The organism is Promicromonospora sukumoe 327MFSha3.1 (assembly GCF_000385135.1).
Classification (GTDB): domain Bacteria; phylum Actinomycetota; class Actinomycetes; order Actinomycetales; family Cellulomonadaceae; genus Promicromonospora; species Promicromonospora sukumoe_B.
In genome coordinates, this window is record NZ_ARQM01000011.1 from 1,038,028 (window position 1) to 1,062,696 (window position 24,669).

Sequence of the window (24,669 nt, forward strand, 5' to 3'; positions counted from 1 at the left end):
TCGGACACTACGCCCGGTCTCTGACATCCGGTTTCAAAGGTAGCCTCTGCCCATGCGCGACACCCCCGCCGAAGCTCCCCCAAAACCGCCCGTGACCTGCTGGTTCGCAGGTCTGACGACGCTCGATGTGATCCACCGCAGCGCCGTCCGCCCGGGCCGGAACGAGAAGATCACGGCCGTCCGCCAGGACGTCTCCGCGGGTGGCCCCGCGGCCAACGCGGCCGTCATCGCCGCGACGCTCGGGGCGCGCGCGCTCCTGATCAGCGCCATGGGCACCGGCCCCGTCGGCGCGGCCGCCCGGGGCGACCTGGAGCACCACGGGGTCGAGATCCACGACACCGCACAGGGGCGCGAGATCCCCATCGCCGTCTCGGCCGTGATGGTCGACGACGAGACCGGCGACCGCTCGGTCGTCTCGCCGGATGCCACGCTCACCAACGGCCTGGACGTCACGACTGCCGAGCTCGACACCCTGCCGAGGCCCGACGTGGTGCTGCTCGACGGGCACCACCCCGACCTGGCGCGGAGCGTGCTCGCGTACGCGCTGGCCCTCGAGCCCCGCCCCCTGATCGTGCTGGACGCCGGGCGCTGGCGCCCCGTCTTCGCCGACCTGCTCGGCTCCGCGGACGTCGCCGCACGGTCCGCGGACTTCCGCGCGCCCGAGGATGCCGCCGAGTCCCGCGCCGTCGTCACGACGCACGGGCCGCACCCGGTGACCTGGCGCGACAAGGACGGGCAGCACGGGTCGACCGAGGTGCCCGAGGTCGTCGTGCGGGACACCCTCGGCGCGGGCGACGCGTTCCACGGCGCCCTGTCCGTCGCGCTCGCCCAGGGCGCCGGGCTGGAAGCCGCCGTCGAGGAGGGCGTCCGGGTGGCGTCCATCCGGGTGCAGCACATCGGCCCGCGGTCCTGGCTGGAGTACGTGCCGTGCGCCTGACGACGGCCGAGCTCGTCGAGCGTGCCGCGGGGCTCGCCGCCGAGGCCCGCCGCGCGGGCGCCGCAGCGGTGCTCGGGATCACCGGTCCGCCCGGCGCCGGCAAGTCGACGCTCGCCGCCGCCCTCGCCGACGGCCTGGCGCCCGGCTCGGCCGTGGTCGTCGGGATGGACGGCTTCCACCTGTCCGACCAGGTGCTGAGGGCCCACGGCAGCCGCGCCCGCAAGGGCGCGATCGACACGTTCGACGACGCCGGGTACGCCGCCCTGATCGACCGGATCGCCGGCCGGAGCCCCGGCAGCCCGCCCGTCTACGCGCCGGAGTTCCGGCGCGAGATCGAGGAACCCGTCGCGGCCGGCACCGCCGTCACCGACGAACCCCTGGTGATCACCGAGGGCAACTACCTGCTGGCCACCACCGGCGCCTGGCCCGCCGCCCGCTCGCGGATGGCGCAGGTCTGGTACGTCGAGCTGCCCGACGCCGAGCGCCTGCGGCGCCTCGTCGCGCGGCACCACGCCTTCGGCAAGCCCCTGCCCGACGCCGAGGCCTGGGCGCGCGGCAGCGACCAGCGCAACGCGGACCTCATCGCCACGACCCGGGAAGCCGCCGACCTCGTCGTGGAGTGGGTGTAGGGGGCTCGGCGCCTCGCGCGGTGCCCTGATCAGCCGATCTCCAGGACCGCGACGCGCCACACCCCGCGCCGGGCCTCCAGCCGCACGGCCGCGGCGCGCACCCGCCCCTCGTCGTGCAGGATCACGGTGGCCTCGGCCGATGTGGCGCCCAGCCGGACCATCCGCACGCGCCGCACCGCGGCCGGGTGCGCCTTGGGCCGCGGCGGCAGCACCTGCCGGGCCTCCCGCATGAGCCGTCCTCGCTCCAGGAGCTGGTCGTAGACCTGCGGCGTGACCCAGCGCGCGAGCTGGGCCGCGGGACGCTCGCCGCGCAGCACCTCGACAGCCGCGCGGACCACACGGCACACCTGCGCGGTGGGGTCGGGCAGGTCCGGGTCGGGCTCCGGAGCCGGTCGGCCGGACAGCGCCTCCAGGGCCGCCGCCGCGTTCTGCAGCTCGGGGTAGGGCGTGCCGCCGATCCGCATGCGCCGCAGCCGCCGGCCGATCCCCGGTCCGGTGACCGGCCCCGACGGCGGCACCGTCGTGCGCCGGGCGGGCAGGCGGGTCCGGGCGGCGTCCTGTGTGGTCGCGGCGGTCGATGCGCGGGTGCGTGCCGTTGCCGGTGCTACTGCTGGCGCGGCCGCCGTCGAGGGCGCGGACGGTGCACCGGGACGGCTCCGGGTTCCGCCGCCTGGCGAGGTGTCGAGCGTGGTCATGCGAGGCCTCCTGGGGACGGGTTTGCTGGGGGGCGGCTTGCTGGGGACGGCTTGCTGGGACGCGGGTGCGGCCGTGCTCGGTGGTGCTCCGCCGGGCGGTGGACCGCGTGAGCCGCACGGTCAGGGCTGGTGCAGCACCATGCCCGGCCGGATCAGGTCCGGGTCGGCGCCCACCACCGCGCGGTTGGCCGCGTACCAGCGCACGACGGCCTCCGCGGTCTCGACGTCGGACGGCTCGGCGGCGCCAGGGTGGCCGTGATCGGCGCGGGCGAGGCCCTCTGCGGCGATCGACCACAGCGTGTCGCCGGCCTCCACCACCACGGGCGCTTCCGGTCCCGTACTCGTCCCCGCGCTCCGGTTGACCAGCGACGACCGCCCCGGCCCGTCGGACTGCCGCCCGTTCGTCGGCCGCGCGTTCGTCGGTTGCCAGCCGAGGTCGAGGACAACGGCGGGCCCGGCCTCGGCACGCATCTCGTCCGCCTGGGGTCCCGCCTGGGGCAGGGCGAACGCAGCCGGGGTCGTGAGCGCGAGGCCGAGTCCTGCCCCGGCGGCTGCGCGGGCCAGCCGCCGCACCACCGCCGGCGCGTGCCGGGCCACCGTGCGCTCGGCCGCGGTCCAGCGTCTGCCGTGGCGGTCCGCGAGGACGCAGGCGAGCGCGAGGAGCGCGTGCGCGCCCGTCCAGCCCGCCACCGCCGTACCGACGGCGACCGCCGCGAGCTCGACGATGTCCTCGACCGGGAAGTACGCCGCGCCCAGGCCCGCGCCGACCTGCCACGTGCGGACCCCGAGCAGGACGGCCGCCCCGACGAGCGCGAGACCGAGGCCGAGCAGCCCGAGGAGCCCGCGCCGCGCGCCCGCGGCCTCGCGTGGCCCGGTGCTGCTCGCGCGGCCCGGGGTCGTTCCTGCCGTCCCGGGCGCCCGGGGCGTGCGCCCGGCTGCGGCCGGCGTGTGGTCGCGGGCGTGCGTCGTCATGGTTCCCCCTGCGGTGGTCGAGCTTCGGCTCCGATGATCCGGCGCGCCACCTTTGGTATCGGTTGATGTCGTCCGGCGATCGTTATTCAACATCCGTGCCGGGAGGGTGTCCACTGGAGAGCGGGATACCTGTGGATAGCGCAAGGTGTTCCCATGACATCAGTGCAGCCGACCGGCCCCACCCGCTGGGAGCTGCTCTTCAGCGACCTGGAGGCGCAGGCCCGCGCGCAGTCGGCGGCCGAGGCCGACGCGCTCGTCTCCGAGCTGACGCGCGGCGAGCACGCGACGATGACGCTCGCGGACCGGTTCCGCGCCGTCGTCGGCGGGGTGGTCACGCTGGAGCTGCTCGACGGCGCCCCGTTGCGCGGCGTCGTGCTGGAGGCGGCGGACGAGTGGGTGCTGTTGCGCGGTGTGCGGCCGGAGCCGCTGAGCCAGCACCTGGTGCCGCTGGCCGCCGTGGCCGCGGCCCACGGTCTGGCCCGGCAGGCGGCGTCGGCCACGTCGCGGCGGGACGCCGCCGGGCTGGGACCGGTGCTGCGGAGCCTGCAGCGGGACCGGGCCCGCGTCGTGGTGCGCACGCTCCGCGGGGCGTACGGCGGACGGGTCGCTCGAGTGGGCCGGGACCATCTGGACATCGACCTGCTCGATGACCGGGGAACCCGGCTGGTTCCGTTCACGGCGCTGCTGGTCGTGAGCGAGTCGCCCTAACCGATCGGTATAGCCCGTAAATGGAGAGCGGGACCGGTGTCACTCCGTTGGAGTGCGCCGGTCCCGTCGGTGTGCGATGCGGCCATTCAGCCGTCCGCTGCGGCAGAACCCTTGAGCCGCTCACGGCTCTTTGCGTACATACGCTCGATGTACGACTCGAGCTCCGCTGCCTCGACGCGCCAGACCTTCTTGGGGCCCACCTGGATGGCGGGAAGGTCGCCGGTACGAACCAGTGCATAGCCCTGGGCCATCGAGATGTTCAGTGTCTCGACCACATCCGCCAGAGAGAGAAAGCGCTTTTCCATGGGAACAGTGTGGCACGAGACACCGACATGAGGGGGTTATCCACAAGAAGTGTTTATCTGATGCCGGATCGGCGACGTTCGATCACTATGGTTCCGGCGCTCTGCCCAGGCTGTGCACCATTCTGTGCGGGTTCGCGGATCAACTTGTACTCGACGCCCCACGCAAAGTCCACCAAAGTACGCGGAAGGACCGAGATGACGTATGCCCCGGCCGCCCCGGCACCGGCAGTCCAGGGCCAGGGCCTCCCCGAGCCGGCCGCCGGCCGGCTCCGCAGGCCCGGCTGGCGCGACCCGCGGCTCGTGACCGGTCTCGTCATCGTCGCGCTGTCCGTCGCCCTCGGCTCCTGGGTGGTCTCGGCCGCGAGCCGCACGGTACCGGTCTTCGTGGCCGACGGCGCCCTGACGCCCGGGGAGCCCCTCACCGCCGGCTCGCTGCGCACCGCCGACGTCCGGCTCGGCGCCGGGACGGGCCGCTACCTGCCCGCCGACGAGCCGCTGCCGGCGGACCTGGTGGTGCTCCGCGTGGTCGACGACGGCGAGCTGGTGCCGCTGACGGCCCTCGGCGCGGACGCCGACGTGCGCTCCGTCGCCGTGCCCGTCTCCTCCGGGCTGTCGGACCGGATCCGGGCCGGTGCCGTCGTGGACCTGTGGTTCGTGCCCGACCTGCCGGTCACGCGGGAGGCGGGTGCGGCCCGGCCGGAGCCGCGCACGCTCGCGAAGGACGTGGTGGTCGAGCAGGTGGACGCCGAGGACGGCGCCATCGTCGTGGACGGCACCGTCACGCTGCACGTGCTGGTCCCCGGCGACGCGCTGCCGACCGTGCTGGCCGCGCTGTCGGACGCGGGCACCGTGACCGTCGTGCCCGTAGCGGGTGGCGTCCGATGAGCGAGGAGCGGGCCGTCACCGTGCTCGTCGCCGTCCAGGCGCCCGAGGAAGAGGCCGCGGCCGTGACCGTGCTGGGCGCGCAGCCGCAGGTGACCGTGGCCCGCCGCCTCGCGGAGCTCACCGAGCTCCTGGCGGCGGCGGAGGCGGGGGCCGGCACCGTCGCCGTCGTCTCGGGGGACCTGCCCGGCCTGGACCGCGACGCCGTCGCGCGGCTGCGCGGCGCGGGACTGCGCGTCGTGGTGGTCCAGGACGCGGCCCTGTCCGCCGCGCGGCTCGCGTGGCTGGGCGCCGACGTCGTCGTGGTGGGCGGGGACGCCGAGAACCTGGTCGCCGCGGTCCGGGGCGCCGGCCCGGAACCGGATACCGCCGTCGTGCCCGCCCCGGCCGACGGCGGGACCGACCGGCCGGGCGCGATCGTCGCCGTCTGGGGTCCGGCGGGCTCGCCCGGCCGCACCACCACCGCCATCGAGCTCGCGGCCGCCCTCGCGGGGGTGGGCGCCGCCGCGCCCCGGCGCACCGGCCTGCTGCGCAGGTCGCGCCCACTGCCTCCGCCGCACGGCTCGAGCACCGTCCTCCTGGCTGACGCCGACACGTACGCGTCGTCGGTGACCTCGCGCCTGGGGCTGCTCGACGACGCGCCCGGCCTGGCCGCCGCCGCCCGCGCCGCCGGGCAGGGCAACCTCGACGTCGTGACGCTCGCCGGGCACAGCCCCGTGGTGCTGCCGGGCGTGCGCGTGCTGACCGGCATCACCCGCGCCTCGCGCTGGCCGGAGCTCCCCGGCAGCTCGCTCGACCTGGTGTTCCAGCGCTGCCGCGAGCTCGCGGCCTGGACCGTGGTCGACTGCGGGCCGGTGCTCGAGGCCGACGAGCTCCTCATGTACGACACCCGGGCGCCGCAGCGCAACGGCGCGACCCTGAGCGCGCTGCAGGCCGCGGACGTCGTCGTGGTGGTCGGCGCGGCCGATCCCGTGGGGCTGCAGCGGCTGGTGCGCGGCCTGGAGGACCTGCGGGACGCCTCGGTGCCCGTCCCCGCGGCGCGCGTGGTCGTGGTCAACCGGGTGCGGGCCGCCGCCGTCGGACGCCGGGCCGAGGCCCAGGTGCGGGACGCGCTGGCGCGCTACGGGGGAGTGGGCGACGCGCACGTCGTGCCGGACGACCCCGCCGGGCTCGACGCGGCGCTGCTGGCGGGGCGCGTGCTCGCCGAGTGCGCGCCGGCCTCGCCCGCGCGGGCCGCGTTCGAGGGCCTCGCGGACCGGGTGCGGGGCCTGGCACCGGCGCCGGTCTGAGGGCGTCGGCGGGCCGGGCGGGGCACTTCCTGGGTAACAATCCGCCCGTCCGGCGCGGCTCGGCGACGGAAAACCGCCATCCAACGCTAGGTTGTGCCCGTGGCCGCCGTGACGAAGGACAACTACGCCGACGACCTGCGTCTGGCGCACGTGATCGCCGACCAGGTCGATTCCATCACCATGTCCCGCTTCCGGGCGCTGGACCTGAAGGTGGAGACCAAGCCGGACCTGACGCCGGTCTCCGACGCGGACCGGGCTGCCGAGGACTTCATCCGCGGCCAGCTCGCCCGCGCGCGGACGCGCGACGCGATCGTCGGCGAGGAGTACGGCTCCGCCGGCAGCGGTGCACGCCGCTGGATCGTCGACCCGATCGACGGCACCAAGAACTTCGTGCGCGGCGTGCCCGTCTGGGCCACGCTCATCGCGCTGGCCGACGGCGACGAGGTGGTCGTGGGCCTGGTCAGCGCGCCCGCCCTGGGCCGCCGCTGGTGGGCGGCGAAGGGCTCGGGCGCGTGGACCGGCAAGTCGCTGGCCTCCGCGTCCCGGATGTCGGTCTCCGGCATCTCCCGCGTCGCCGACGCGTCGTTCGCCTACTCCTCGCTCAGCGGCTGGGAGGAGCGCGGCAAGCTCGACGGGTTCCTCGACCTCACCCGGGCGTGCACGCGCACCCGTGGCTTCGGCGACTTCTGGTCGTACATGCTCGTGGCCGACGGCGCCGTCGACATCGCCGCGGAGCCCGAGCTCGAGGTCTACGACATGGCCGCGCTCGTGCCGATCGTCACCGAGGCGGGCGGCACCTTCACCTCGCTCGACGGCAAGCCGGGCCCGTGGGGCGGGAACGCGGTCGCCACGAACGGCAAGCTGCACGAGGAAGCGCTCGACTTCCTGTCCTGACGACAGCCCGGCCCGGGTCCCTGACCCAGGCCGGAGGCTGGATCAGACCCGGGGCACGTCCTTGATCTCGCTCCAGTCGTACCAGAGCAGGTCGCGGTCCGTGACGCGCTGCAGCGCCTCGTCCAGGGCGGTCTCGGACTCCTCGCCGACCTCCGCCGTGGTCTCGGCGTCGCTCTCCTCGTCGGCGGCGGCGAGGACGTCGGCGATGTCGGCGGCGGCCTCGGCCTCGTCGACGTGCACGCAGACGATCGCCACCTGCTCGACCGTGCCGGTCACCTGCACCTCCGAGGCCACCGGCTCGTCGTCGTCCTCGTCACCGGGGACGACGGGGCCCACGGCCGCGTCCGGGACCTCCACGGTGATGATCACGCGCTGGTGCGGCGCGTCGGGGCGGCCCGCGATGAGCGCCAGGGAGTCGTCGGCCGCGTTGAGAGCGGCGACGTACTCGAGGCCCTCGGCGTCCTCGTCGGGCAGGGCGGCCTCCAGCTCCTTCGTCACGGCGTGCGCGCGGCGCGGGGCTACCGTCCAGCGGGCGGCGTCGGAGGAGTGGGAGACGGCGTCGAGCTCGTCGAGCGTGGCAGGCACGTAGATGCGCATGTGCTCAGTCTGCCGTGTGTCGACCCCGCATGAGTGGAGTGGCGGTGTCACCCAGTCCCCGTACTCTCGTGTCCGGCGTCGGGGCGGGACGCCACGGGTAGTGGTAGCAGCCGAGGGGCAGGAGACGAGATGGGTGCCAAGACCGCGATGCTGGTGTACGCGGACGGGGACGTGGCCGCGGGTCTGACGGGAGCGGCCGACTTCGCCGACGAGGCGAGCGCGGCGGAGCTGCTCGGCCTGCTGTGGCCGCCGGCCCGCATCCGCCCGGACGGTGAGGAGCCCTGGGACCTCGGCGACGCCGTGTTCCCGCCCGAGGGCCGCGCGTGCGCGCTGTCGACGCCCGAGGTGGACGTCCTGTGCGACCAGGCCCTCATGCTCGACCGTCCCTCCCAGCTCCCGGCCCACCTGGTGGACGCGAGCATGGGCCGCACGCTGTACCTGCACGCGATGCACAGCGCGGTGGACTGGTTCGCCTTCGCGGTGTGGCGGGACGGCGCGCTCGTGCGGTCGCTCAGCCTCTCGCCGGACGACGGCGTGCTGGAGGACACGGGGGAGCGCCTCGCCTTCGAGGAGCCCTTCTGGGCGGGCCGGCACCCGGCCGCCCTGGACGGCTACCCGCTGCCCTTCCACCCGCTCGACCTGGGCGACCACGCCCTGCGTGAGTTCTTCGGGTTCAGCGGCGAGGGGGCCGACGACGGCGGCCCGTCCGCCGGCCGGCTGGACCCGTGGGCCGTGGAGCTGTTCGGCTTCCAGGTGGTGTAAGCGCGCCCAGCGCTCGACAGATCACCGAATCGCTCGTACATTTGTTCGAGAGCGAGGAGGTTGTCATGCCCGAACCCACTACTCCCGGTCCTTCCGGAGTGGTCCCCATGCTGTCCTACCAGGACGGCGTCTCCGCCATGGACTGGCTCATCGAGGTGTTCGGCTTCACCGAGGCCGAACGCTGGCTGGACGACGACGGACACCTCTCCCACGGTGAGCTCGACGCCGGCGGCGGGCGCGTGATGCTCTCCGAGCTCGCGTCCTACGAGGGCCCGACGGCGCACCGCAAGCACTGCCGGGCGGCGGACGCCTGGCTGTCGACGCCCTGGGTGATCGACGGCGTGCTGGTCCACGTGGCCGACGTCGAGGCGCACTTCGCCAGGGCCCAGGCCGCCGGCGCGGGCGTTCTCTCGAAGATCGAGGAGGCGCCCTACGGCCGCTCCTACCGCGCTGAGGACCTGGAGGGCCATCGCTGGATGTTCCTGCAGCCGTGAGCCGGCCGGCCCCGGAGCGCGCCTACTCGGCCCCGCGGGCCAGCCGGTCCACGCGGCGCAGCGCGGCGGGGAACCGGGCGTCGCCGGCCATCTCGCGCACCAGGTCCGCCGCGGCGTCCAGCGCCATGCCCGACGCCGTGACGTACAGGGGCCGGGCGGACTGCCCGCGCAGCACCTCGGCGGCGTGCGACGCGGCGTGGAACCGCGTCTTGGCGACGCCGAGCACCACCGGGGCGAGCCCGGCGTCGGCCACGTGGGCGCCCAGGCCGGGGCTGCCCTCGGGGTCGAGGTCCACGTACCCGTCCACGATCAGCAGGTCCAGCGGTGCCACGCCGCCCAGCACCTCCCGCAGGGGCGGCAGCTCGCGCTCGTAGAACCGGCCGGGCCGGTACTCCGCCACCTGCTCCACCCGCACGGTGCGCTCCTCGACGAGCGCCGCGAAGCCCGGGTCCTCGGCGACGACCAGCGCGGCGCGTGCCCCGCCGTCGTCCAGGTACTGCACGTCCACCGCGCCGTAGCGCGGGGTGGCACCGGTCATGCTCAGGCGTCCGAGCCGGTGCGGGACGAGAGCAGGCGGCGGAACGAGGCGAGCCGGGCCGCGCGGGCGGGCCGCTCGTCCTCGGGGGAAGCCTCGATCCAGTCGTCGAGCGCGCAGTCCGGTGCGTCCGCGAGGTGCGTGCAGCCGCGTGGGCAGTCCTGAGCCACCTCGTCCAGGTCCTCGAACGCGTGCAGCAGGTGCGCCACCTCGACGTGCGCCAGCCCGAACGAGCGCACGCCCGGGGTGTCGATCACCCAGCCGTCGAACCCCGCTCCGTCAGTTGCGGGCGCGCCGTCGACGTCGGGCCCGGCGTCCGAGTCCGGCGCGTCCGTCCCCCCGGGATCCCCCACGGGCAGCCGCAGCGCGACTGCCGACGTCGAGGTGTGCCGGCCGCGCCCGGTCACGTCGTTCACGACGCCCGTGGCCCGCCTGGCGTCGGGCACCAGCGCGTTGATCAGCGTGGACTTGCCGACCCCGGAGTGCCCCACCAGCACCGACACCAGGCCGCGGAGCCGTCCGCGCACCTCCTCGACGGACTCCGGCACCAGGGTGATCCCGGCGTCGTCGTCCGAGGGGGTCCGTCGCGTCACCACGACCTCGACGCCGAGCGGCTCGTAGAGCGCGCGCAGCTCGTCGGGGGAGGCGAGGTCGGCCTTCGTGAGGCACAGCAGCACCGACATCCCGGCGTCGTACGCGGCGACGACGCAGCGGTCGATCATGCCGGTGCGCGGCTCGGGCTGGGCCAGCGCCGTGACGATGACGAGCTGGTCGGCGTTGGCGACGACGATCCGCTCGTACGGGTCCGTGTCGTCCGCGGTGCGGCGCAGGGTCGAGGTGCGCTCCTGGATCCGCACGATCCGGGCGAGCGAGCCCTCCTCGCCGGAGGTGTCACCGACGACGTCCACCCGGTCGCCCACGACGACGCGTGTGCGCGTGAGCTCGCGCGCCTTCATCGCGGTCACGACGGTCTCGTCCGCGAGCCCGGCCGCCGCGCCACCGACCAGGAGCGTGTACCGCCCCCGGTCGACACCGGTGACCAGGCCGGTCACGGCGTCGGAGTGCTCGGGTCGTTGCTTGGTCCGGGGCCGGGAGCCGCGCTTGGACGGGCGGGAGCGGAAGTCCGACTCGTCGAGGTCGCGGCGGCCCATCAGGCGGCCGTGCCCAGCATGCCCAGCCACATGCCCGTGAAGTCGGGCAGGGTCTTGGCCGTGGTGGCGACGTCCTCGATCAGCACCCCGGGCACCCGCAGGCCGAGCAGCGCCGCCGACGTCGCCATGCGGTGGTCGCCGTAGGTGCGCACGACGTCGCCGTGGAGCGGGCGCGGGGTGATGACCAGGCCGTCCCGGGTCTCCTCCGCCTGCCCGCCGAGGCGGGTGATCTCGCGCGCGAGCGCGGCCAGGCGGTCGGTCTCGTGGCCCCGCAGGTGCGCGATCCCGCGCAGCCGGGTGGGTGAGTCCGCGAGCGCGGCCAGGGCCGCGAACGTGGGCGCGAGCTCGCCGCCCGCGTGCAGGTCGACGTCGATCCCGTGGATCTCGCCCGTGCCGGTGACGCTCAGCACGCCGTCGGCCAGGGTGAACGTGCCGCCCATGCGCTCCAGCAGCTCGGGCACCATGGCGCCGGGCTGCGTGGTCAGGGTGGGCCAGCCGGGCACGCGGACCGTGCCGCCAGCGACCAGGGCGGACGCCAGGAACGGCGCCGCGTTGGACAGGTCGGGCTCGACGCGCACGTCGCGGCCCGTGATCGGGCCGGGGCGCACGGCCCAGATGCCGTCCCGCGAGTCGTCGACCACGACGCCGACGTCGCGCAGCGTGGCGACCGTCATCTCGATGTGGGGCAGGCTCGGCAGCGTGGCGCCGATGTGCCGCAGGGTGAGGCCGCGCTCGAAGCGCGCGGCGGCCAGCAGCAGCCCGGACACGAACTGCGACGACTCCGAGGCGTCGACGTCGACCGAGCCGCCCGGGACGCCACCGCGGCCCTCGACGGTGAAGGGGAGGTAGCTCGGCAGCTCGGCGGAGTCGCTCGAGCCCTCGGGGTCGTGCACCGTGACGCCGAGCGTGCGCAGCGCCGCGAGCACCGGCAGCATGGGCCGCAGCCGGGCCGCGGCGTCGCCGTCGAACCGGACCGGGCCGTCGGCGAGGGCCGCGACGGGCGGCAGGAACCGCATGACCGTGCCGGCCAGACCGGTGTCGATCTCGGTGCCGCCGGTCACCGGGCCGGGCGTCACGTGCAGCGTGCTGGGGTGGTCGCCCTCCTCGATGCCCGCGCCGAGCGCGCGCAGGGCGCCGATCATCAGGTCGGCGTCGCGGCTGCGCAGGGCGCCGCGCAGGGTGCCGGGGGCGTCCGCGAGTGCGGCGAGCACCAGCAGCCGGTTCGTGAGGGACTTGCTGCCGGGTACCTCGACCGTCGCGTCGAGCGGTGCGCCGGCGAGCGGCGCCTCCCAGGTCGGTGCGGGCGCGGTGGTCGAAGAAGTCATGTGGCGAGATTATCGCGGAGCGGCCGTACGCGGCTGCTCGTGTCAGACCCACAGATCACTCTGGTGACCTGTACGTCTGACACGGGGAAGGTCAGGACTCGGCGGCAGCGGCCTTCGCGTCCGCGCGCGCCGCGCGTGCCTGCTGGACCCGCCACGACAGCCCCGGCCTGCCCTCGAGGTCCGCGCCCGCGATGAGCGCGGCGCCGACGGAGGCGAGGTTGTGCAGGAACCGGTCGGCGCGGGCCGGACGCTCCTCCTTGGGTGCGGTGAACGGCTGGTTCACCAGGGCGAGCGGCAGCGTCAGCAGCGCGAGCGCGAGGGCGGACGCGCGTGGCGCCTTGCCCAGCGCGAGCAGCGTGCCCGCCGTTGCGGTCGCGACGCCGTGCGCGCGCACGAGTGTCGTGACCTGCTTCTCGCTGAGCGGCTCTGCCCCCAGCGCCTTGGTCGCCAGCGCGGATCCCGACCGGGCGGCGGCCACGTGCTCGCTCGGCTTCCGGGCGGCCCGCACGCCGTCGTAGATGAACGAGGAGGCCAGCAGCGGTCGCGCGATGTGTCGAAGCAGCATGCGACCACCTTGGCAGATGCCGGCGCCGGATGCAGCAGGATCGCGGCACGACGGCACCGGGAGACCGCGGCCGCACCGGGAATTCGGGGCCGGGGCCGCTGGTTGAACCGGACGTGGAGCAATGCCTCGAGAAGGATGCGGTGAACGACACGGTGATGGGCATGGTGACGAGCACGACAACGAGCCCCGCGGCGAGCGGCGCGTCCGACGCGACGGCGGTACCGATGACTGCAGGTCAGAGCGCCCCCCTGATGTTCGGCGCGGTCCCGGCGCACCTGCTGGACGCCGGCACCGACTCGGCGAAGGCTTCGGCGGACGCGCTGTCCGGCGGCACCCCGGGCGCGTTCGGCGTGGTTCCGGCGAACGCGGGCTGGCCGACGCGGCTAGGCTCAAGGGCGATGACTGAGACTTCCCGTGAGCAGAACGAGGGCGCAGGCGGCGATGCCGGCCGCGCCGACGCCGAGGTGCGCCCCGGTGATACCGCGGCCGTCGAGGCCGCCACGGAGCCCGCCGGCGAGACCGAGGGCACCGAGCGGTCCCCCCAGGAGGAGGACGCGACGGCCCGCGCCGCGCGCTTCGAGCGGGACGCGCTGCAGTACCTGGACCAGCTCTACTCCGCGGCGCTGCGCATGACGCGCAACCCCGCCGACGCCGAGGACCTGGTGCAGGAGACGTTCGCCAAGGCGTTCGCGGCGTTCCACCAGTACCGGCCGGGTACCAACCTGAAGGCCTGGCTGTACCGGATCCTCACGAACACGTTCATCAACAGCTATCGCAAGAAGCAGCGCGAGCCGCAGCAGTCCCAGGCGGAGGACGTCGAGGACTGGCAGATCGCGCGCGCGGCGTCGCACACGTCGCGCGGCCTGCGCTCGGCCGAGGCCGAGGCACTGGACCGGCTGCCGGACAGCGATGTGAAGCGGGCGCTCGCCGAGCTCCCGGAGGACCGTCGGATGGTCGTCTACTACGCCGACGTCGAAGGCTTCCCCTACAAGGAGATCGCGGAGATCATGGGGACTCCGATCGGGACGGTCATGTCCCGGCTCCACCGCGGACGACGGCAGCTGCGCGAGCTCCTCGCCGACTACGCCGCCCAGCGAGGTCTCGTCAGCCAGGCGCCCGGAGGTGCGCAGTGAACAACATCGAACCCGTCCCGCACGACACGGCGGGGGAGTCCGAGTGCGAGCACGCACTGACGCACCTGTACGAGTACCTGGACTCCGAGATGACGCCGGACGACGAGCAGCGCATGCGCGCGCACGTCGCCCACTGCTCGCCGTGCCTGGCCGAGCTGAGCGTCGAGGACCTCGTCAAGCAGCTCGTGAAGCGGTCGTGCAGCGAGCGCGCGCCGGACACGCTGCGCGTGCGGATCCATGAGCAGCTCACGGTGATGACGGTCGTCGAGACCGCCTGACACCGGGCATGACGAAGGGCCGGAACCCCACGGGGTTCCGGCCCTTTCGCATGCTCAGGCTGTTCGCCTCGACAACGTCTCAGGCTCAGGCCTCAGGCGTTGGGACGCTTGCCGTGGTTGGCGGCCGAGCCCTTGCGGCTACGGCGCTTGCGACCGCGCTTGCTCATGGGTGTCTCCTGACAGGTGACGGACTGAATGGCTCAATGGTCCCACAGATCGGGAGGTTGTCAGGCCGCAAGGGGTTGCCCCGTCGAGTAACGCGATATATCGTGTCTCGGGTCAACGCGATATATCGCGTCCAGCGAGACCGAGCACCGGAGGCACCCATGAGCACGGACAGCTGGACCGTCACCGGTCCGCAGACCATCGAGCTGCGCGGTGTGACCGCCGTGGACGCCCACGTCATCGACGGCCGGCTCGACGTCGTCGCGCACGACGAGCCCGTCGTCCGCGTCGAGGTGCACTCCGTGGAGGGGCGCTCCCTGGAGGTCCGGCTGGAGGAGGGTCGCCTGGTCATCGAGCACGAGAGCGGCCTGTCCGGCTGGGGCTCGTTCATGAAGCGGTTCGTGGACTTCGGCGGCAAGGCGCGCGCCGACATCCACGTCGCGGTGCCCGCCGACACCGCCGTCCGGCTGGGCACGGTGCGCGGCGAGTGCCTCCTGGCCGGCACGACGGCGGGGGCGTCCGCGTCCACCGTGTCCGGGTCCCTGCTGGTCTCGCGCACGGCCGGCGACCTCAAGCTGAACACCGTCTCCGGCGAGGTGACGGTGCGCGACCACGTGGGCGACATCACGAGCAATACCGTGTCCGCCGACGTCGTCATGAGCGGGTCCGCGGACTCGGTCACGTCCACCTCGGTCTCCGGCGACGTGACGGTCGACCTGGCCACCCAGCCGCGGTCGGTCAAGGTCAACTCGGTGTCGGGCAACATGCTGCTGCGCGTGCCCGACGACGGCGCCGTGGCGGTGTCGGCGCAGAGCGTCAGCGGGCGGGTCACCGTGGCCGGCGCGCAGTTCAGCGGCGGGGGCGGCGCCACGTTCACCTCCGGCGAGCCCGAGCCGCGGCCCGGCCGGCCGTGGACCACCCGCCTGCGCGCCACGAGCGTCTCCGGCGAGGTCACGGTCGTGGGCGGACCGCAGGACGCGCCCGTCGACGTCCAGGACGCCCCCGTCGACGCCCCCGCGGACCACTCGCCCGTGGAGCTGTGATGCCACCTGTCTTCGCCCACGGCGAGCTGCGCCTGTACCTCCTGGTGCTGCTCCTGGACGGGCCACGGCACGGGTACGAGCTCATCACCGAGCTCACCCAGCGCTTCGGCGGCACCTACCGCCCCAGCGCCGGGACCATCTACCCCCGCCTGACCAGGCTGGAGGAGGAGGGGCTGGTGCGTCGCTCCGCGCCGGGACCGGCCGGTGCCGGCCGCAAGGGCACGTACGAGCTCACCCCCGCCGGCCGGGCCGAGATCGACTCCCGGCTCGACGACGTCAAGCGCCTGGAGCAGAACGTCGCCGAGACCGTCCGCACCCTCGCGGACGGCGTCCGGGCCGACATCCGCGACACGATGCGCGGCCTGCGGGCCGAGCTCGCGGCCGCGGCGCAGGAGGTCCGCTCCCGGCCGCGACCCGGTCCCGGCACCGCGCCGGACCCGCGGCGCACCCAGTCCAACTCGCTGCGGCACGACGCCGAAGCGGCGCTGCAGCGGTTCCGCAACGACGTGCTGGCCGACCTGCGGGAGGCCGACGTCGCCGGTACGGTGTCGGCGCTGACCGTCGAGACGCTGCGCACCGTCCTCGACTCGGCGCGGTCCGCGATCCGTGGGACCCTGCCGAGCAGCACGAGCACCCCGCACCGCACGAGCTCGCAGTGACAGAACCAGCCCCCATGCACGTCTCCCCATGAACCTCCCGATGAACCCTCCCCATGAACGGAGCACAGCGATGACCACCGAGTCCTGGAGCGTGGCCGCACCGCAGACCATCGAGGTCGGCGGCGCCACGACTCTGACCGTCCGACTGACGAACGGCCGCGCCGAGATCGTGGCCGACCCGAACCGCACGTCCGGCGCCGTCGTGGAGGTTCTCGAGGTCTCGACGCGGCCCCTGCAGATCCTCGCGGAGCACGGCAACCTGCGGGTCGCCTACGACTTCCCGGGCCTGGAGGGCTTCGTGGACCGGTTCCGCGGCCTCAAGGACCAGGACGCCGCCGTCGTGCGGATCACGGTGCCGGCCACGTCCGTGGTCGACGTCGCGACCGTGGGCGCCGAGGTCGTGGTGACCGGCGCGCAGGCCGGCGTGAACGTCAAGACCGCGGGCGGCGCCATCACCGTGACCGGGACCAGCGGATCCGTGACGACCAAGTCCGGCACGGGCGCCGTCAGCATCGCCGAGCACAACGGCGACGCGTCGGCCACCACCGTGTCCGGTGCGGTGTCGCTCGTGGGCGCCCTGGGCCGCGTCTCGGTCCAGACCGTGTCCGGCGCGGTCACGGTCACCGCCGTCGGCACCACGCCGCTCGTCAACGCCAAGACGGTCTCCGGCGCGGCGGCGGTCCAGCTCGACGCCGGCGCCCCGGTCAACCTCCGCGCGCGCAGCGTCACGGGCAAGGTCGTGATCGACGGCGCGCAGGCGACGTCGAGCGCGCAGCGCACCGTCGTCGTCGACCACGCGGAGCCCGGCGCCGCGGCCTACATCTCGACCAACACGGTCTCGGGAACGGCCACGATCACCCGCGGCTGACGCCCGTCCCGCACGTGTCAGAGGCTCAGGTCACCATGGTGACCTGAGCCTCTGACACGTCTGACGGCTCACGCGTTGCTTGTCTGTCGCCTGAGCCTGCGGTTCCACTCCGGGCGCGTGCCTCGTTCCTCGGCCCACACCCTGCGCTGCACCTCCGGCTCAGTCTCTACCTGTGTCGCCTGAGCCTGCGGTTCCGCTCCGGGCGCGTGCCTCGTTCCTCGGCCCGCACCCTGCGCTGCACCTCCGGCTCAGGCGACCTCGTCCTGAGGCAGCCCCAGCCAGCTGTGCCAGCCCGTGTGCAGCACGAGCCACGCCATGAGCCCGTACCCGGCCTGGCCGGGGTAGGTGCCACCGCCCTGGGCCAGGTCCGCGAGCCACTGCTCGTGCTGCGCCAGCGGCGTGTACGTCTCGACGTACGGCACCCGGCGCCGGCTGGCGACGTCGGCGAACGCGTCGGACAGCTCCGCGATCCGGTCGCCCTCGGCGGGCGCGCCCGGCGGCGGCCCGACGACGAACGCGGCCGTACGGTTCGCGTCCGCGACGTCCAGGATGTTCGCCAGGTTCAGGCGCGAGCGCGCGACCGTGAGCCCCGCGGCGACGTCGTGCCGCCCCAGGGCCACCACCAGGCGGTTCTCGACCTCGGAGTCCGGGCCGAACCGCGCGGCGGTCTCGGCCTCCCAGCGGGCGCCCAGCTGCGTGCTGTTCTCGCCGGGGACGGCGAGCGTGAACAGCATGGCGGGACGGGCAAAGTGGGTGCGCGCGACGACGCGTCCGGTCCAGCCGAGCGCACGGGCGTCTCCGACACCCGTGGCCAGCTCGTCACCGACGACGCAGATACGCACCTCGCGATCCTGCAACGGACTCTCCTTGCCTGTTCCCGGCAGCCTGGCGGACGGCCGGTTCCCCATTGTGGTGCACGGAACGCGGCCGATCGGTGACAACGCGCCGACGGCCGCGTGCCGCGTCGCGACAACGCGGGACGGTCAGAGCAGGGTCATCCCCCAGCGGACGCCGTGCGGCTGGCCAGGGGCCAGGTGCACGAGCCGCTCACCGGTCCGGAAGGCGTCGGCGACGCAGCTCATGGGCTCGGCGGCCAGCCCCATGCGGCGTCGGCCGGGCTCGATGTGGTCGCCCGTGCAGACCTGCCACACGTCCTGCGACTCGTCCATCCAGACCGCGGCCGTCTTCCCGTCCGGGCCGGTCAGGTGGGCCCAGGACAGGCCGTCGGCGTCCCGGACGACGTCGACGTACGCGTCGTCGAGGTCCACGCCGGCCGCGCTGCGCGCCTCGCGCAGGTCGAACATGCCGGACGCCGGCTCGGTGCCGGTCGGCAGGAGCCGCTCGTCGGTCGTGACGCGGGTCGCGGCGTCGAGCCGCAGGGTGCACTCGTCGAGGTCGGCGCCGCCCGTCGACAGCCACGGGTGGAACCCGCAGCCGTAGGGCGCGGTGTCCGCCCCCACGTTGGTGACGTCGAGGGTGATCTCGAGGCCGGCGTCGGACAGGGCGTAACGCATCTGCGCGACGAGCTGGAAGGGGTAGCCGGGTCGGGCCACGAGCTCGAGCTCGAGCGTCACGGCGGAGCCCGTGTGCTCCACGACGGACCAGCGGTCGAACGCCGCCAGGCCGTGCAGCGCGGTGTTGCGGGCCGGCTCGGTCACGGGGAGCTGGTGGGTCACGCCGCCGTACTCGTAGGCGCCGTCGCGGAGCCGGTTGGGCCAGGGGATCAGGACCGCGCAGTTGAACACGGGGTTGATCTCGTCCGCGCCGAACGGAACCACGACATCGCGGCCGTCCACCGAGTACTCTCGCAGCGCCGCACCCACCTGGGTGACGGTGGCGCGGTGACCCGCGTGGCTGATGCGGAACTGGTCCCCGGAAGGATGGGGCCTTGCGGCAGCAACCGGAGGAATTTCTGTCGTCACACTCACACCGTAACCGTAGGGCAAATTTTGACTGCGGCACGTAGCGTGAGACAGCAGACTAGAAGAGCAGGCTAGACGGTCGGGTGGCAGAAGGCCAGCGACCCACCGATGAACTGGGCCCGACGACGGGCCGCGCGGGCTGCTCAGCCCGCCCCAGCAGTAGGAGGAACGATGGAACAGCAGGTACTCGGACGGACCGGTCGCCTCGTATCGGCCGTGGGCCTGGGCACCTGGCAGCTCGGCGCTGACTGGGGCGACGTCAGCGAGAGCGATGCCCGTGCCGTTCTGGAGGCCTCGCTCGAGGCCGGGGTGACCTTCTTCGACACCGCGGACGTCTACGGCGACGGCCGCAGCGAGCAGGTGATCGGTACGTTCCTCAAGGAGCACCCCGACGCCGGGATCACGGTCGCCACCAAGATGGGCCGGCGCATGGACCAGGTGGCGGAGAACTACGTGCTCCAGAACTTCCGCGAGTGGACCGACCGGTCCCGGCAGAACCTCGGCGTCGACCGGCTGGACCTGGTGCAGCTGCACTGCCCGCCCACCGCCGTCTACTCCACGGACGCCGTCTACGACGCGCTCGACGAGCTCGTGTCGGACGGCGCCATCGCCGCCTACGGCGTCAGCGTCGAGAAGGTCTCGGAGGCCATGGAGGCCATCGCGCGCCCCAACGTCGCCTCCGTGCAGATCATCCTCAACGCGTTCCGGCTCAAGCCGCTGGACGAGGTGCTGCCCGCGGCGTCGGCCGCCGGGGTGGGCATCATCGCGCGCGTGCCGCTCGCTTCTGGTCTGCTCTCGGGCAAGTACACCAAGGACACGGTGTTCGCCGAGAACGACCACCGCAACTTCAACCGCGACGGCGCCGCCTTCGACGTCGGCGAGACGTTCTCCGGCGTGCCCTACGAGGTGGGCCTCGAGGCCGCGGCCCGGTTCACCGAGCTGGCCCGCGACGTCGTGGGGGAGACCCTCACCCCGGCCCAGGCCGCGATCGCCTGGACCTGGCAGCGGCCGGGCGTCTCGTCCGTCATCCCGGGCGCGCGCAACGTCGAGCAGGCCCGCGCCAACGCGGCCGCCGGTGACGCCGCCACGCTGGGCCCGCTGTTCATGTCGGGCGTGCGCGAGATCTACGACGAGCTGATCAAGGAGCACGTCCACGACAAGTGGTGACGCCTCCGCCCGGGCCGGATCAGCCGTGATCCGGCCCGGCCTGGTCCGGGCGGAACACGCAGAACTCGTTGCCCTCCGGGTCGGCCAGCACGTCCCAGAAGACGTGCGGGTCGGGTGAGTCCTCGCGGCTGGTGAGCAGCGTCGCCCCGGCCGCGAGAAACCGCTCCGTGTCACCCCAGACGTCCCAGTGGATGCGGTTCTTCACGCTCTTCGGCTCCGGGACCGGGATGAAGAGCATCTGCGCGGGCAGCCCCGCGCCGTGCCCCAGCCGGTACCACGGCCGGCCGGAGAAACGCTCCGGCTCCAGCCCGAGCCGTTCGCCCCACCAGGCGCTCACCACCGCCGGGTCCGCGGCGTCCACGACCAGGGCGTTCAGGCGATAGCGGCCCACCGTCGCCGCCTGCTGCGGGAACGCGCAGAGCTCGCCGCCCTCGGGATCGCGGAGCACGGTCCAGTCGTCCTGCTCGATGTCCGGGTACTCCGCAGCCGCCGAGGCACCCAGCCGCTCCAGCTCCTCGACGGTGGCGTGCAGGTCCAGGTGAACTCGCTGCTTCACGGTGCGCGGTTCCGGCACCTCGTTGATCCAGACCCGGTGCTCGGGGACGTCGTCCGCGAGCAGGAAGGCCGCGGCGGAGTCCCCGGCCGGGCCGGACCGCAGGCCGAGCGCGGCCGACCAGAAGGCGGCGAGCACCGGCCCGTCAGAGGCGTCGATGACCAGGTCCTTGAAGGTGGCGTCCGACATCACGCCAGCGTACGGCGGCCGGGCACGGCCGTCCCGGAAACAGGAACGGCGGGCACCCGGTGTGGGTGCCCGCCGTTCCGTGTGTGCGCGTCAGCCGCGCGTGAAGGCCTGCTCCAGCAGCGTCTTCTGCTGCGCCTGGTGCAGCTTGGCCGTACCGGCGGCCGTGGAGGCCGACGCCGGGCGGGAGACCACCTTGACGTACGGGACGTCCATCGGCAGCGCCAGGTGGATAAAGCCCCACGCGCCCTGGTTCTGCGGCTCGTCCTGCACCCAGACCACCTCGGCGTCGCCGTACTTGGCGAGCTCCGCGCGGATCTGCGCCTCCGGGAACGGGTAGAGCTGCTCCAGGCGGACGATCGCCACGCCCTCGTCACCGCGCTTGGTGCGCTCGGCGAGCAGGTCGTAGTACACGCGACCGGTGCACAGGAGCACGCGGTCGACCTTGGCGGTGTCCGCCGTCGCGTCCGGGATGACCTCCTGGAACGTGCCCTCGGTGAAGTCCTCCACCGCGGACGCCGCCGCCTTGAGGCGGAGCAGCTGCTTGGGCGTGAACACGACCAGCGGACGACGCGGCCGGGCGTAGGCCTGACGGCGCAGCAGGTGGAAGTACGACGCCGGCGTGGACGGCTGCGCGATGGTGATGTTGTCCTCGGCGCCGAGCTGCAGGAACCGCTCGATGCGGGCCGACGAGTGGTCGGGCCCCTGGCCCTCGTAGCCGTGCGGCAGCAGCATGACCACCGACGACGACTGACCCCACTTCTGCTCGGCGGACGAGATGAACTCGTCGATCACCGTCTGGGCGCCGTTGACGAAGTCGCCGAACTGCGCCTCCCACAGCACCAGGGCGTCCGGGCGCTCCACGGAGTAGCCGTACTCGAAGCCGAGTGCCGCGTACTCCGACAGCGAGGAGTCGTAGACCCAGAACTTGGCCTGGTCGCCCGACAGGTACAGCAGCGGGGTCCACTCGGCGCCGGTCTCCCGGTCGTGCAGCACCGCGTGCCGCTGCACGAACGTGCCACGGCGCGAGTCCTGGCCGGCGAGGCGCACCGGGGTACCCTCCGCGAGCAGCGAGCCGAAGGCCGCGAGCTCGCCGAAGCCCCAGTCGATGCCGCCTTCCTTGGCCATGAGCTGGCGCTTCTCCAGGAGCTGCGCGAGCTTCGGGTGCACGGTGAAGCCCTCGGGCGGCGACGTGTGCACGTCGCCGACGCGCTGCAGGGCGTCGTGCGAGATCGCCGTCTGCCAGCCGACCATCGTGCCGGCGTCCTCACGCTGCGACTCGGGGCGCTCCAGGCCGGCGAGGTGCTCCGTCTCCGGGGCGGGCGTGAAACCGGACTTGGTCTCGGTGAAGACCCGCTCGAGCTGGGACTGGTAGTCCTGCAGCGCGTGCTCGGCCTCCTCCACGGTGATGTCACCGCGTGCGACCAGGTTCTCGGTGTACAGCTTGCGCACCGAGCGCTTGGTCTCGATGAGGTTGTACATGAGCGGCTGCGTCATCGACGGGTCGTCGCCCTCGTTGTGCCCGCGGCGGCGGTAGCAGATGAGGTCGATGATGACGTCCTTGCCGAACTGCTCGCGGAAGGCGAAGGCGAGCTCCGCCGTCCGGACCACGGCCTCCGGGTCGTCGCCGTTCACGTGCAGCACGGGGACCTGGTAGCCCTTGGCGACGTCGGTCGCGTAGGTGGTCGAGCGGGACGCCGTCGGGCCGGTGGTGAAGCCCACCTGGTTGTTGACGACCACGTGGATGGTGCCGCCGGTGCGGTACCCGCGCAGCTGCGACAGGTTCAGCACCTCGGGCACCACGCCCTGGCCCGCGAAGGCCGCGTCGCCGTGCACCAGGATCGGCAGCACGGAGAAGCCGTCGCCGCCCAGGTCGATGCGGTCCTGCTTGGCGCGGACGATGCCCTCGAGCACCGGGTCCACGGCCTCCAGGTGCGACGGGTTGGCCGCGAGGTAGACACGCGTGGTGGCGCCGGACTCCGAGGTGAACGTGCCCTCGGTGCCGAGGTGGTACTTGACGTCACCCGAGCCCTGGACGCTCTTGGGGTCGAGCTGGCCCTCGAACTCCTTGAAGATCTGGCCGTAGCTCTTGCCCGCGATGTTCGCCAGCACGTTGAGGCGGCCGCGGTGGGCCATGCCGATGCCGACCTCGTCGAGGCCACCCTCGGCGGCGCGCGACAGGATCGCGTCGAGCAGCGGGATCAGGGACTCGCCGCCCTCCAGCGAGAAGCGCTTCTGCCCCACGAACTTGGTCTGCAGGAACGTCTCGAACGCCTCGGCGGAGTTGAGGCGGCGCAGGATGCGCAGCTGGTCCTCGCGCGGCGTCTTGGCGTAGCCGGCCTCCAGGCGCTCCTGGAGCCACTTGCGCTGGCCCGGGTCGGAGATGTGCATGTACTCGATGCCGATGGTGCGGCAGTACGAGTCGCGCAGCAGGCCCAGGATGTCGCGCAGCGTGGCCTTCGCCTTGGGGCCGAAGCCCGCGGTCGGGAAGGTGCGGTCCAGGTCCCACAGCGTCAGGCCGTGGGTCTGGATGTCCAGGTCGGGGTGCTTGCGCTGGCGGTAGGCCAGCGGGTCGGTGTCCGCCATCAGGTGACCGCGCGAGCGGTACGCCTGCACGACCTCGGCGATCTTGGCCGGCTTGGCGGCCTCGACGTCGGCGTCGACCGTGTTGTCACGGACCCAGCGCACGGGCTCGTACGGGACGCGCAGCGCCGCGAACACGCGGTCGTAGAAGCCGTCCAGGCCGAGCAGCTTGTTCGAGATGATCTTCAGGAACTCGCCGGACTGCGCGCCCTGGATGATCCGGTGGTCGTAGGTCGAGGTGACCGTCATGACCTTCGAGATGCCCATCCGGGCGAGCTGCTCCTCGGACGCGCCGGCGAACTCCGCCGGGTAGTCCATGGCGCCGACGCCGATGATGGTGCCCTGACCCTGCATGAGGCGCGGCACCGAGTGCACGGTGCCGATGCCGCCCGGGTTGGTCAGCGAGATCGTGGTGCCCTGGAAGTCCGGCACGCCCAGCTTGTTGTTGCGGGCCTTGCGGACCAGGTCCTCGTAGGCCGCCCAGAACTCGGCGAAGTCGAGCTCCTCCGCCTTCTTGATGCTGGGCACCAGGAGCTGGCGCGAGCCGTCCGGCTTGGCCAGGTCGATCGCGAGGCCGAAGCCCACGTGCGCGGGCTGGTTCACGCCCGGCTTGCCGTCGACCGGCTCGTAGTGCGCGTTCATGACGGGCATGTCCGCCAGCGCCTCGACCAGCGCGAAGCCGATGAGGTGCGTGAACGAGATCTTGCCGCCACGACCACGCTTGAGGTGGTTGTTGATGACGATGCGGTTGTCGACCATCAGCTTGGCGGGCACGGCGCGCACCGAGGTGGCGGTGGGGACCTCGAGCGAGGCCTCCATGTTCGTGACCACGCGCGCGGCGGGGCCGCGCAGCTTCTGGATGTCGTCGACGGCGTCCGGGTGCGCCACGGGGCGCTCGAACGTGTCCGCGTAGTGGGTGGTGGGCGGGGTGGCGATCGGGCTGGCCGGGTTGACCTTGGGGTCGGCCGGCAGCACCTTCTCCCGCACGGGCTGCTCGGCCTCCGCGGCGGCGGTGCCACCGGTCACCGGGCCCGCGCTCTGCTGGGCAGGCGCCTCCGGTGCGGCCGGCGCCGGTGCGGCGGCGGGAGCGGTCGCCGCGGGCGCGGTCGGAGCCGCTGCGGCGGGTGTCGGGGCTGAAGCGGGGGCGGTCGGTGCGCCCTCCTTGGCGGAACCGTTCTCGCCCGGCGTGTAGTCGGCGAAGAAGTCCCACCACGCGGGGTCAACCGCGTTCTTGTCCTTCAGGTACTGCTGGTAGAGCTCGTCCACAAGCCATTCGTTGGCTCCGAATGACGAGCTCGCCACGCTGATCGACTCTGAACCAGCCTTAGGGGACACGCGCGGATCGCCCACCTTCACCACAGTTGCGTTCGTC

At 73.4% G+C, this 24,669-nt stretch carries 27 protein-coding genes; 14 read left to right on the forward strand and 13 right to left on the reverse strand.

Annotated elements, in window-relative coordinates:
* Window positions 1-52: 52 nt before the first annotated feature.
* Window positions 53-937, forward strand: coding sequence for a PfkB family carbohydrate kinase (locus H291_RS0118385; RefSeq protein ID WP_033327008.1), 885 nt, complete (start codon window positions 53-55; stop codon window positions 935-937).
* The gene (locus H291_RS0118390) at window positions 928-1,566 is read left to right on the forward strand and encodes a nucleoside/nucleotide kinase family protein (RefSeq protein WP_020016481.1); all 639 of its coding nucleotides are present in this window, start codon (window positions 928-930) and stop codon (window positions 1,564-1,566) included. The genes H291_RS0118385 and H291_RS0118390 overlap by 10 nt, the downstream gene beginning before the upstream one ends.
* Before the next feature lie 29 nt (window positions 1,567-1,595).
* Here H291_RS0118390 and H291_RS34250 read toward each other — a convergent pair whose 3' ends face one another.
* Window positions 1,596-2,261 (reverse strand): Rv3235 family protein, encoded by a 666-nt coding sequence (locus tag H291_RS34250; RefSeq protein WP_198012525.1) that lies wholly within the window; start codon window positions 2,259-2,261, stop codon window positions 1,596-1,598.
* A gap of 120 nt (window positions 2,262-2,381) precedes the next feature.
* On the reverse strand, window positions 2,382-3,233 hold the full coding sequence (locus H291_RS0118400; RefSeq protein ID WP_020016483.1) for a LysM peptidoglycan-binding domain-containing protein: 852 nt from the start codon (window positions 3,231-3,233) through the stop codon (window positions 2,382-2,384).
* Between the two features lie 153 nt (window positions 3,234-3,386).
* Here H291_RS0118400 and H291_RS0118405 point away from each other — a divergent pair, with 153 nt between their 5' ends.
* A complete protein-coding gene (locus H291_RS0118405; protein WP_033327011.1) occupies window positions 3,387-3,941 on the forward strand; it encodes a hypothetical protein in 555 nt (184 codons plus the stop codon).
* Window positions 3,942-4,027: 86 nt separating this feature from the next.
* On the opposite strand, the gene H291_RS0118410 is transcribed toward H291_RS0118405, so the two are convergent.
* The gene (locus tag H291_RS0118410; RefSeq protein WP_020016485.1) at window positions 4,028-4,246 is read right to left on the reverse strand and encodes a helix-turn-helix transcriptional regulator; all 219 of its coding nucleotides are present in this window, start codon (window positions 4,244-4,246) and stop codon (window positions 4,028-4,030) included.
* Between the two features lie 195 nt (window positions 4,247-4,441).
* Between H291_RS0118410 and H291_RS0118415 the strand changes: the two genes are divergently transcribed.
* The 3 genes from H291_RS0118415 to hisN all read left to right on the forward strand — a co-directional run bounded on the left by H291_RS0118415 (window position 4,442) and on the right by hisN (window position 7,311).
* The gene (locus H291_RS0118415) at window positions 4,442-5,131 is read left to right on the forward strand and encodes a hypothetical protein (protein ID WP_020016486.1); all 690 of its coding nucleotides are present in this window, start codon (window positions 4,442-4,444) and stop codon (window positions 5,129-5,131) included.
* A complete protein-coding gene (locus H291_RS0118420; RefSeq protein ID WP_020016487.1) occupies window positions 5,128-6,417 on the forward strand; it encodes a hypothetical protein in 1,290 nt (429 codons plus the stop codon). The genes H291_RS0118415 and H291_RS0118420 overlap by 4 nt, the downstream gene beginning before the upstream one ends.
* A gap of 93 nt (window positions 6,418-6,510) precedes the next feature.
* A complete protein-coding gene (hisN, locus tag H291_RS0118425; RefSeq protein ID WP_020016488.1) occupies window positions 6,511-7,311 on the forward strand; it encodes a histidinol-phosphatase in 801 nt (266 codons plus the stop codon).
* Between the two features lie 42 nt (window positions 7,312-7,353).
* Here hisN and H291_RS0118430 read toward each other — a convergent pair whose 3' ends face one another.
* Window positions 7,354-7,908, reverse strand: coding sequence for a DUF6912 family protein (locus H291_RS0118430; RefSeq protein ID WP_020016489.1), 555 nt, complete (start codon window positions 7,906-7,908; stop codon window positions 7,354-7,356).
* A gap of 129 nt (window positions 7,909-8,037) precedes the next feature.
* Here H291_RS0118430 and H291_RS30730 point away from each other — a divergent pair, with 129 nt between their 5' ends.
* Window positions 8,038-8,670: a DUF6928 family protein gene (locus H291_RS30730; RefSeq protein WP_020016490.1), complete on the forward strand. Its 633-nt coding sequence runs from the start codon at window positions 8,038-8,040 to the stop codon at window positions 8,668-8,670.
* Window positions 8,671-8,735: 65 nt separating this feature from the next.
* Window positions 8,736-9,164 (forward strand): VOC family protein, encoded by a 429-nt coding sequence (locus H291_RS0118440; RefSeq protein WP_026365891.1) that lies wholly within the window; start codon window positions 8,736-8,738, stop codon window positions 9,162-9,164.
* 22 nt (window positions 9,165-9,186) lie between these two features.
* On the opposite strand, the gene H291_RS0118445 is transcribed toward H291_RS0118440, so the two are convergent.
* The 4 genes from H291_RS0118445 to H291_RS0118460 form a co-directional block, all read right to left on the reverse strand.
* The gene (locus H291_RS0118445) at window positions 9,187-9,702 is read right to left on the reverse strand and encodes an endonuclease V (RefSeq protein WP_020016492.1); all 516 of its coding nucleotides are present in this window, start codon (window positions 9,700-9,702) and stop codon (window positions 9,187-9,189) included.
* A 2-nt stretch (window positions 9,703-9,704) separates the two neighbouring features.
* On the reverse strand, window positions 9,705-10,850 hold the full coding sequence (gene rsgA, locus H291_RS0118450) for a ribosome small subunit-dependent GTPase A (RefSeq protein WP_020016493.1): 1,146 nt from the start codon (window positions 10,848-10,850) through the stop codon (window positions 9,705-9,707).
* Complete coding sequence (gene aroA / locus H291_RS0118455; RefSeq protein ID WP_020016494.1) at window positions 10,850-12,175, reverse strand: 3-phosphoshikimate 1-carboxyvinyltransferase; 1,326 nt, start codon at window positions 12,173-12,175, stop codon at window positions 10,850-10,852. Before aroA ends, rsgA begins: the two co-directional genes overlap by 1 nt.
* A 91-nt stretch (window positions 12,176-12,266) precedes the next feature.
* Window positions 12,267-12,740 carry a DoxX family membrane protein gene (locus tag H291_RS0118460; RefSeq protein WP_020016495.1) on the reverse strand — a complete coding sequence of 158 codons (474 nt, stop codon included), beginning with the start codon at window positions 12,738-12,740 and terminating at the stop codon, window positions 12,267-12,269.
* 398 nt (window positions 12,741-13,138) lie between these two features.
* Here H291_RS0118460 and H291_RS0118465 point away from each other — a divergent pair, with 398 nt between their 5' ends.
* Together H291_RS0118465 and rsrA are read left to right on the forward strand one after the other, a co-directional pair.
* On the forward strand, window positions 13,139-13,873 hold the full coding sequence (locus H291_RS0118465; RefSeq protein WP_157237185.1) for a sigma-70 family RNA polymerase sigma factor: 735 nt from the start codon (window positions 13,139-13,141) through the stop codon (window positions 13,871-13,873).
* The gene (rsrA, locus tag H291_RS0118470; RefSeq protein WP_020016497.1) at window positions 13,870-14,151 is read left to right on the forward strand and encodes a mycothiol system anti-sigma-R factor; all 282 of its coding nucleotides are present in this window, start codon (window positions 13,870-13,872) and stop codon (window positions 14,149-14,151) included. The genes H291_RS0118465 and rsrA overlap by 4 nt, the downstream gene beginning before the upstream one ends.
* A gap of 92 nt (window positions 14,152-14,243) precedes the next feature.
* Here rsrA and H291_RS34900 read toward each other — a convergent pair whose 3' ends face one another.
* A complete protein-coding gene (locus tag H291_RS34900; RefSeq protein WP_156968370.1) occupies window positions 14,244-14,318 on the reverse strand; it encodes a 50S ribosomal protein bL37 in 75 nt (24 codons plus the stop codon).
* Between the two features lie 159 nt (window positions 14,319-14,477).
* Between H291_RS34900 and H291_RS30735 the strand changes: the two genes are divergently transcribed.
* The 3 genes from H291_RS30735 to H291_RS32735 all read left to right on the forward strand — a co-directional run bounded on the left by H291_RS30735 (window position 14,478) and on the right by H291_RS32735 (window position 16,886).
* Window positions 14,478-15,359: a DUF4097 family beta strand repeat-containing protein gene (locus H291_RS30735; RefSeq protein ID WP_020016498.1), complete on the forward strand. Its 882-nt coding sequence runs from the start codon at window positions 14,478-14,480 to the stop codon at window positions 15,357-15,359.
* Window positions 15,359-16,018 carry a PadR family transcriptional regulator gene (locus tag H291_RS30740; RefSeq protein ID WP_020016499.1) on the forward strand — a complete coding sequence of 220 codons (660 nt, stop codon included), beginning with the start codon at window positions 15,359-15,361 and terminating at the stop codon, window positions 16,016-16,018. The genes H291_RS30735 and H291_RS30740 overlap by 1 nt, the downstream gene beginning before the upstream one ends.
* A 70-nt stretch (window positions 16,019-16,088) precedes the next feature.
* On the forward strand, window positions 16,089-16,886 hold the full coding sequence (locus H291_RS32735; RefSeq protein WP_020016500.1) for a hypothetical protein: 798 nt from the start codon (window positions 16,089-16,091) through the stop codon (window positions 16,884-16,886).
* Window positions 16,887-17,134: 248 nt separating this feature from the next.
* Here H291_RS32735 and H291_RS0118490 read toward each other — a convergent pair whose 3' ends face one another.
* Both H291_RS0118490 and H291_RS0118495 read right to left on the reverse strand, forming a co-directional pair.
* Entirely contained in the window at window positions 17,135-17,728 is a 594-nt protein-coding gene (locus tag H291_RS0118490; RefSeq protein WP_020016501.1) for a GDSL-type esterase/lipase family protein, read from the reverse strand.
* A gap of 141 nt (window positions 17,729-17,869) precedes the next feature.
* On the reverse strand, window positions 17,870-18,814 hold the full coding sequence (locus H291_RS0118495) for an aldose 1-epimerase family protein (protein ID WP_332256988.1): 945 nt from the start codon (window positions 18,812-18,814) through the stop codon (window positions 17,870-17,872).
* 165 nt (window positions 18,815-18,979) lie between these two features.
* Here H291_RS0118495 and H291_RS0118500 point away from each other — a divergent pair, with 165 nt between their 5' ends.
* Window positions 18,980-19,975 carry an aldo/keto reductase gene (locus H291_RS0118500; RefSeq protein ID WP_026365894.1) on the forward strand — a complete coding sequence of 332 codons (996 nt, stop codon included), beginning with the start codon at window positions 18,980-18,982 and terminating at the stop codon, window positions 19,973-19,975.
* 19 nt (window positions 19,976-19,994) lie between these two features.
* Here H291_RS0118500 and H291_RS0118505 read toward each other — a convergent pair whose 3' ends face one another.
* Together H291_RS0118505 and H291_RS0118510 are read right to left on the reverse strand one after the other, a co-directional pair.
* Window positions 19,995-20,717, reverse strand: a complete 723-nt coding sequence (locus tag H291_RS0118505; protein WP_020016504.1) for a VOC family protein — start codon at window positions 20,715-20,717, stop codon at window positions 19,995-19,997.
* 90 nt (window positions 20,718-20,807) lie between these two features.
* Window positions 20,808-24,632 carry a multifunctional oxoglutarate decarboxylase/oxoglutarate dehydrogenase thiamine pyrophosphate-binding subunit/dihydrolipoyllysine-residue succinyltransferase subunit gene (locus H291_RS0118510; protein ID WP_026365895.1) on the reverse strand — a complete coding sequence of 1,275 codons (3,825 nt, stop codon included), beginning with the start codon at window positions 24,630-24,632 and terminating at the stop codon, window positions 20,808-20,810.
* Window positions 24,633-24,669: the final 37 nt, after the last annotated feature.

Excerpts from the sequence above, each read along its gene's own strand:
- H291_RS0118385 (WP_033327008.1), top strand. The coding sequence starts at position 53 with ATGCGCGACACCCCCGCCGAAGCTCCCCCAAAACCGCCCGTGACCTGC.
- H291_RS34250 (WP_198012525.1), bottom strand. The coding sequence starts at position 2,261 with ATGACCACGCTCGACACCTCGCCAGGCGGCGGAACCCGGAGCCGTCCC.
- H291_RS0118400 (WP_020016483.1), bottom strand. The coding sequence starts at position 3,233 with ATGACGACGCACGCCCGCGACCACACGCCGGCCGCAGCCGGGCGCACG.
- H291_RS0118405 (WP_033327011.1), top strand. The coding sequence starts at position 3,387 with ATGACATCAGTGCAGCCGACCGGCCCCACCCGCTGGGAGCTGCTCTTC.
- H291_RS0118410 (WP_020016485.1), bottom strand. The coding sequence starts at position 4,246 with ATGGAAAAGCGCTTTCTCTCTCTGGCGGATGTGGTCGAGACACTGAAC.
- H291_RS0118415 (WP_020016486.1), top strand. The coding sequence starts at position 4,442 with ATGACGTATGCCCCGGCCGCCCCGGCACCGGCAGTCCAGGGCCAGGGC.
- H291_RS0118420 (WP_020016487.1), top strand. The coding sequence starts at position 5,128 with ATGAGCGAGGAGCGGGCCGTCACCGTGCTCGTCGCCGTCCAGGCGCCC.
- H291_RS0118430 (WP_020016489.1), bottom strand. The coding sequence starts at position 7,908 with ATGCGCATCTACGTGCCTGCCACGCTCGACGAGCTCGACGCCGTCTCC.
- H291_RS30730 (WP_020016490.1), top strand. The coding sequence starts at position 8,038 with ATGGGTGCCAAGACCGCGATGCTGGTGTACGCGGACGGGGACGTGGCC.
- H291_RS0118440 (WP_026365891.1), top strand. The coding sequence starts at position 8,736 with ATGCCCGAACCCACTACTCCCGGTCCTTCCGGAGTGGTCCCCATGCTG.
- H291_RS0118445 (WP_020016492.1), bottom strand. The coding sequence starts at position 9,702 with ATGACCGGTGCCACCCCGCGCTACGGCGCGGTGGACGTGCAGTACCTG.
- rsgA (WP_020016493.1), bottom strand. The coding sequence starts at position 10,850 with ATGGGCCGCCGCGACCTCGACGAGTCGGACTTCCGCTCCCGCCCGTCC.
- aroA (WP_020016494.1), bottom strand. The coding sequence starts at position 12,175 with ATGACTTCTTCGACCACCGCGCCCGCACCGACCTGGGAGGCGCCGCTC.
- H291_RS0118460 (WP_020016495.1), bottom strand. The coding sequence starts at position 12,740 with ATGCTGCTTCGACACATCGCGCGACCGCTGCTGGCCTCCTCGTTCATC.
- H291_RS0118465 (WP_157237185.1), top strand. The coding sequence starts at position 13,139 with ATGACTGAGACTTCCCGTGAGCAGAACGAGGGCGCAGGCGGCGATGCC.
- H291_RS30735 (WP_020016498.1), top strand. The coding sequence starts at position 14,478 with ATGAGCACGGACAGCTGGACCGTCACCGGTCCGCAGACCATCGAGCTG.
- H291_RS30740 (WP_020016499.1), top strand. The coding sequence starts at position 15,359 with ATGCCACCTGTCTTCGCCCACGGCGAGCTGCGCCTGTACCTCCTGGTG.
- H291_RS32735 (WP_020016500.1), top strand. The coding sequence starts at position 16,089 with ATGACCACCGAGTCCTGGAGCGTGGCCGCACCGCAGACCATCGAGGTC.
- H291_RS0118500 (WP_026365894.1), top strand. The coding sequence starts at position 18,980 with ATGGAACAGCAGGTACTCGGACGGACCGGTCGCCTCGTATCGGCCGTG.
- H291_RS0118505 (WP_020016504.1), bottom strand. The coding sequence starts at position 20,717 with ATGTCGGACGCCACCTTCAAGGACCTGGTCATCGACGCCTCTGACGGG.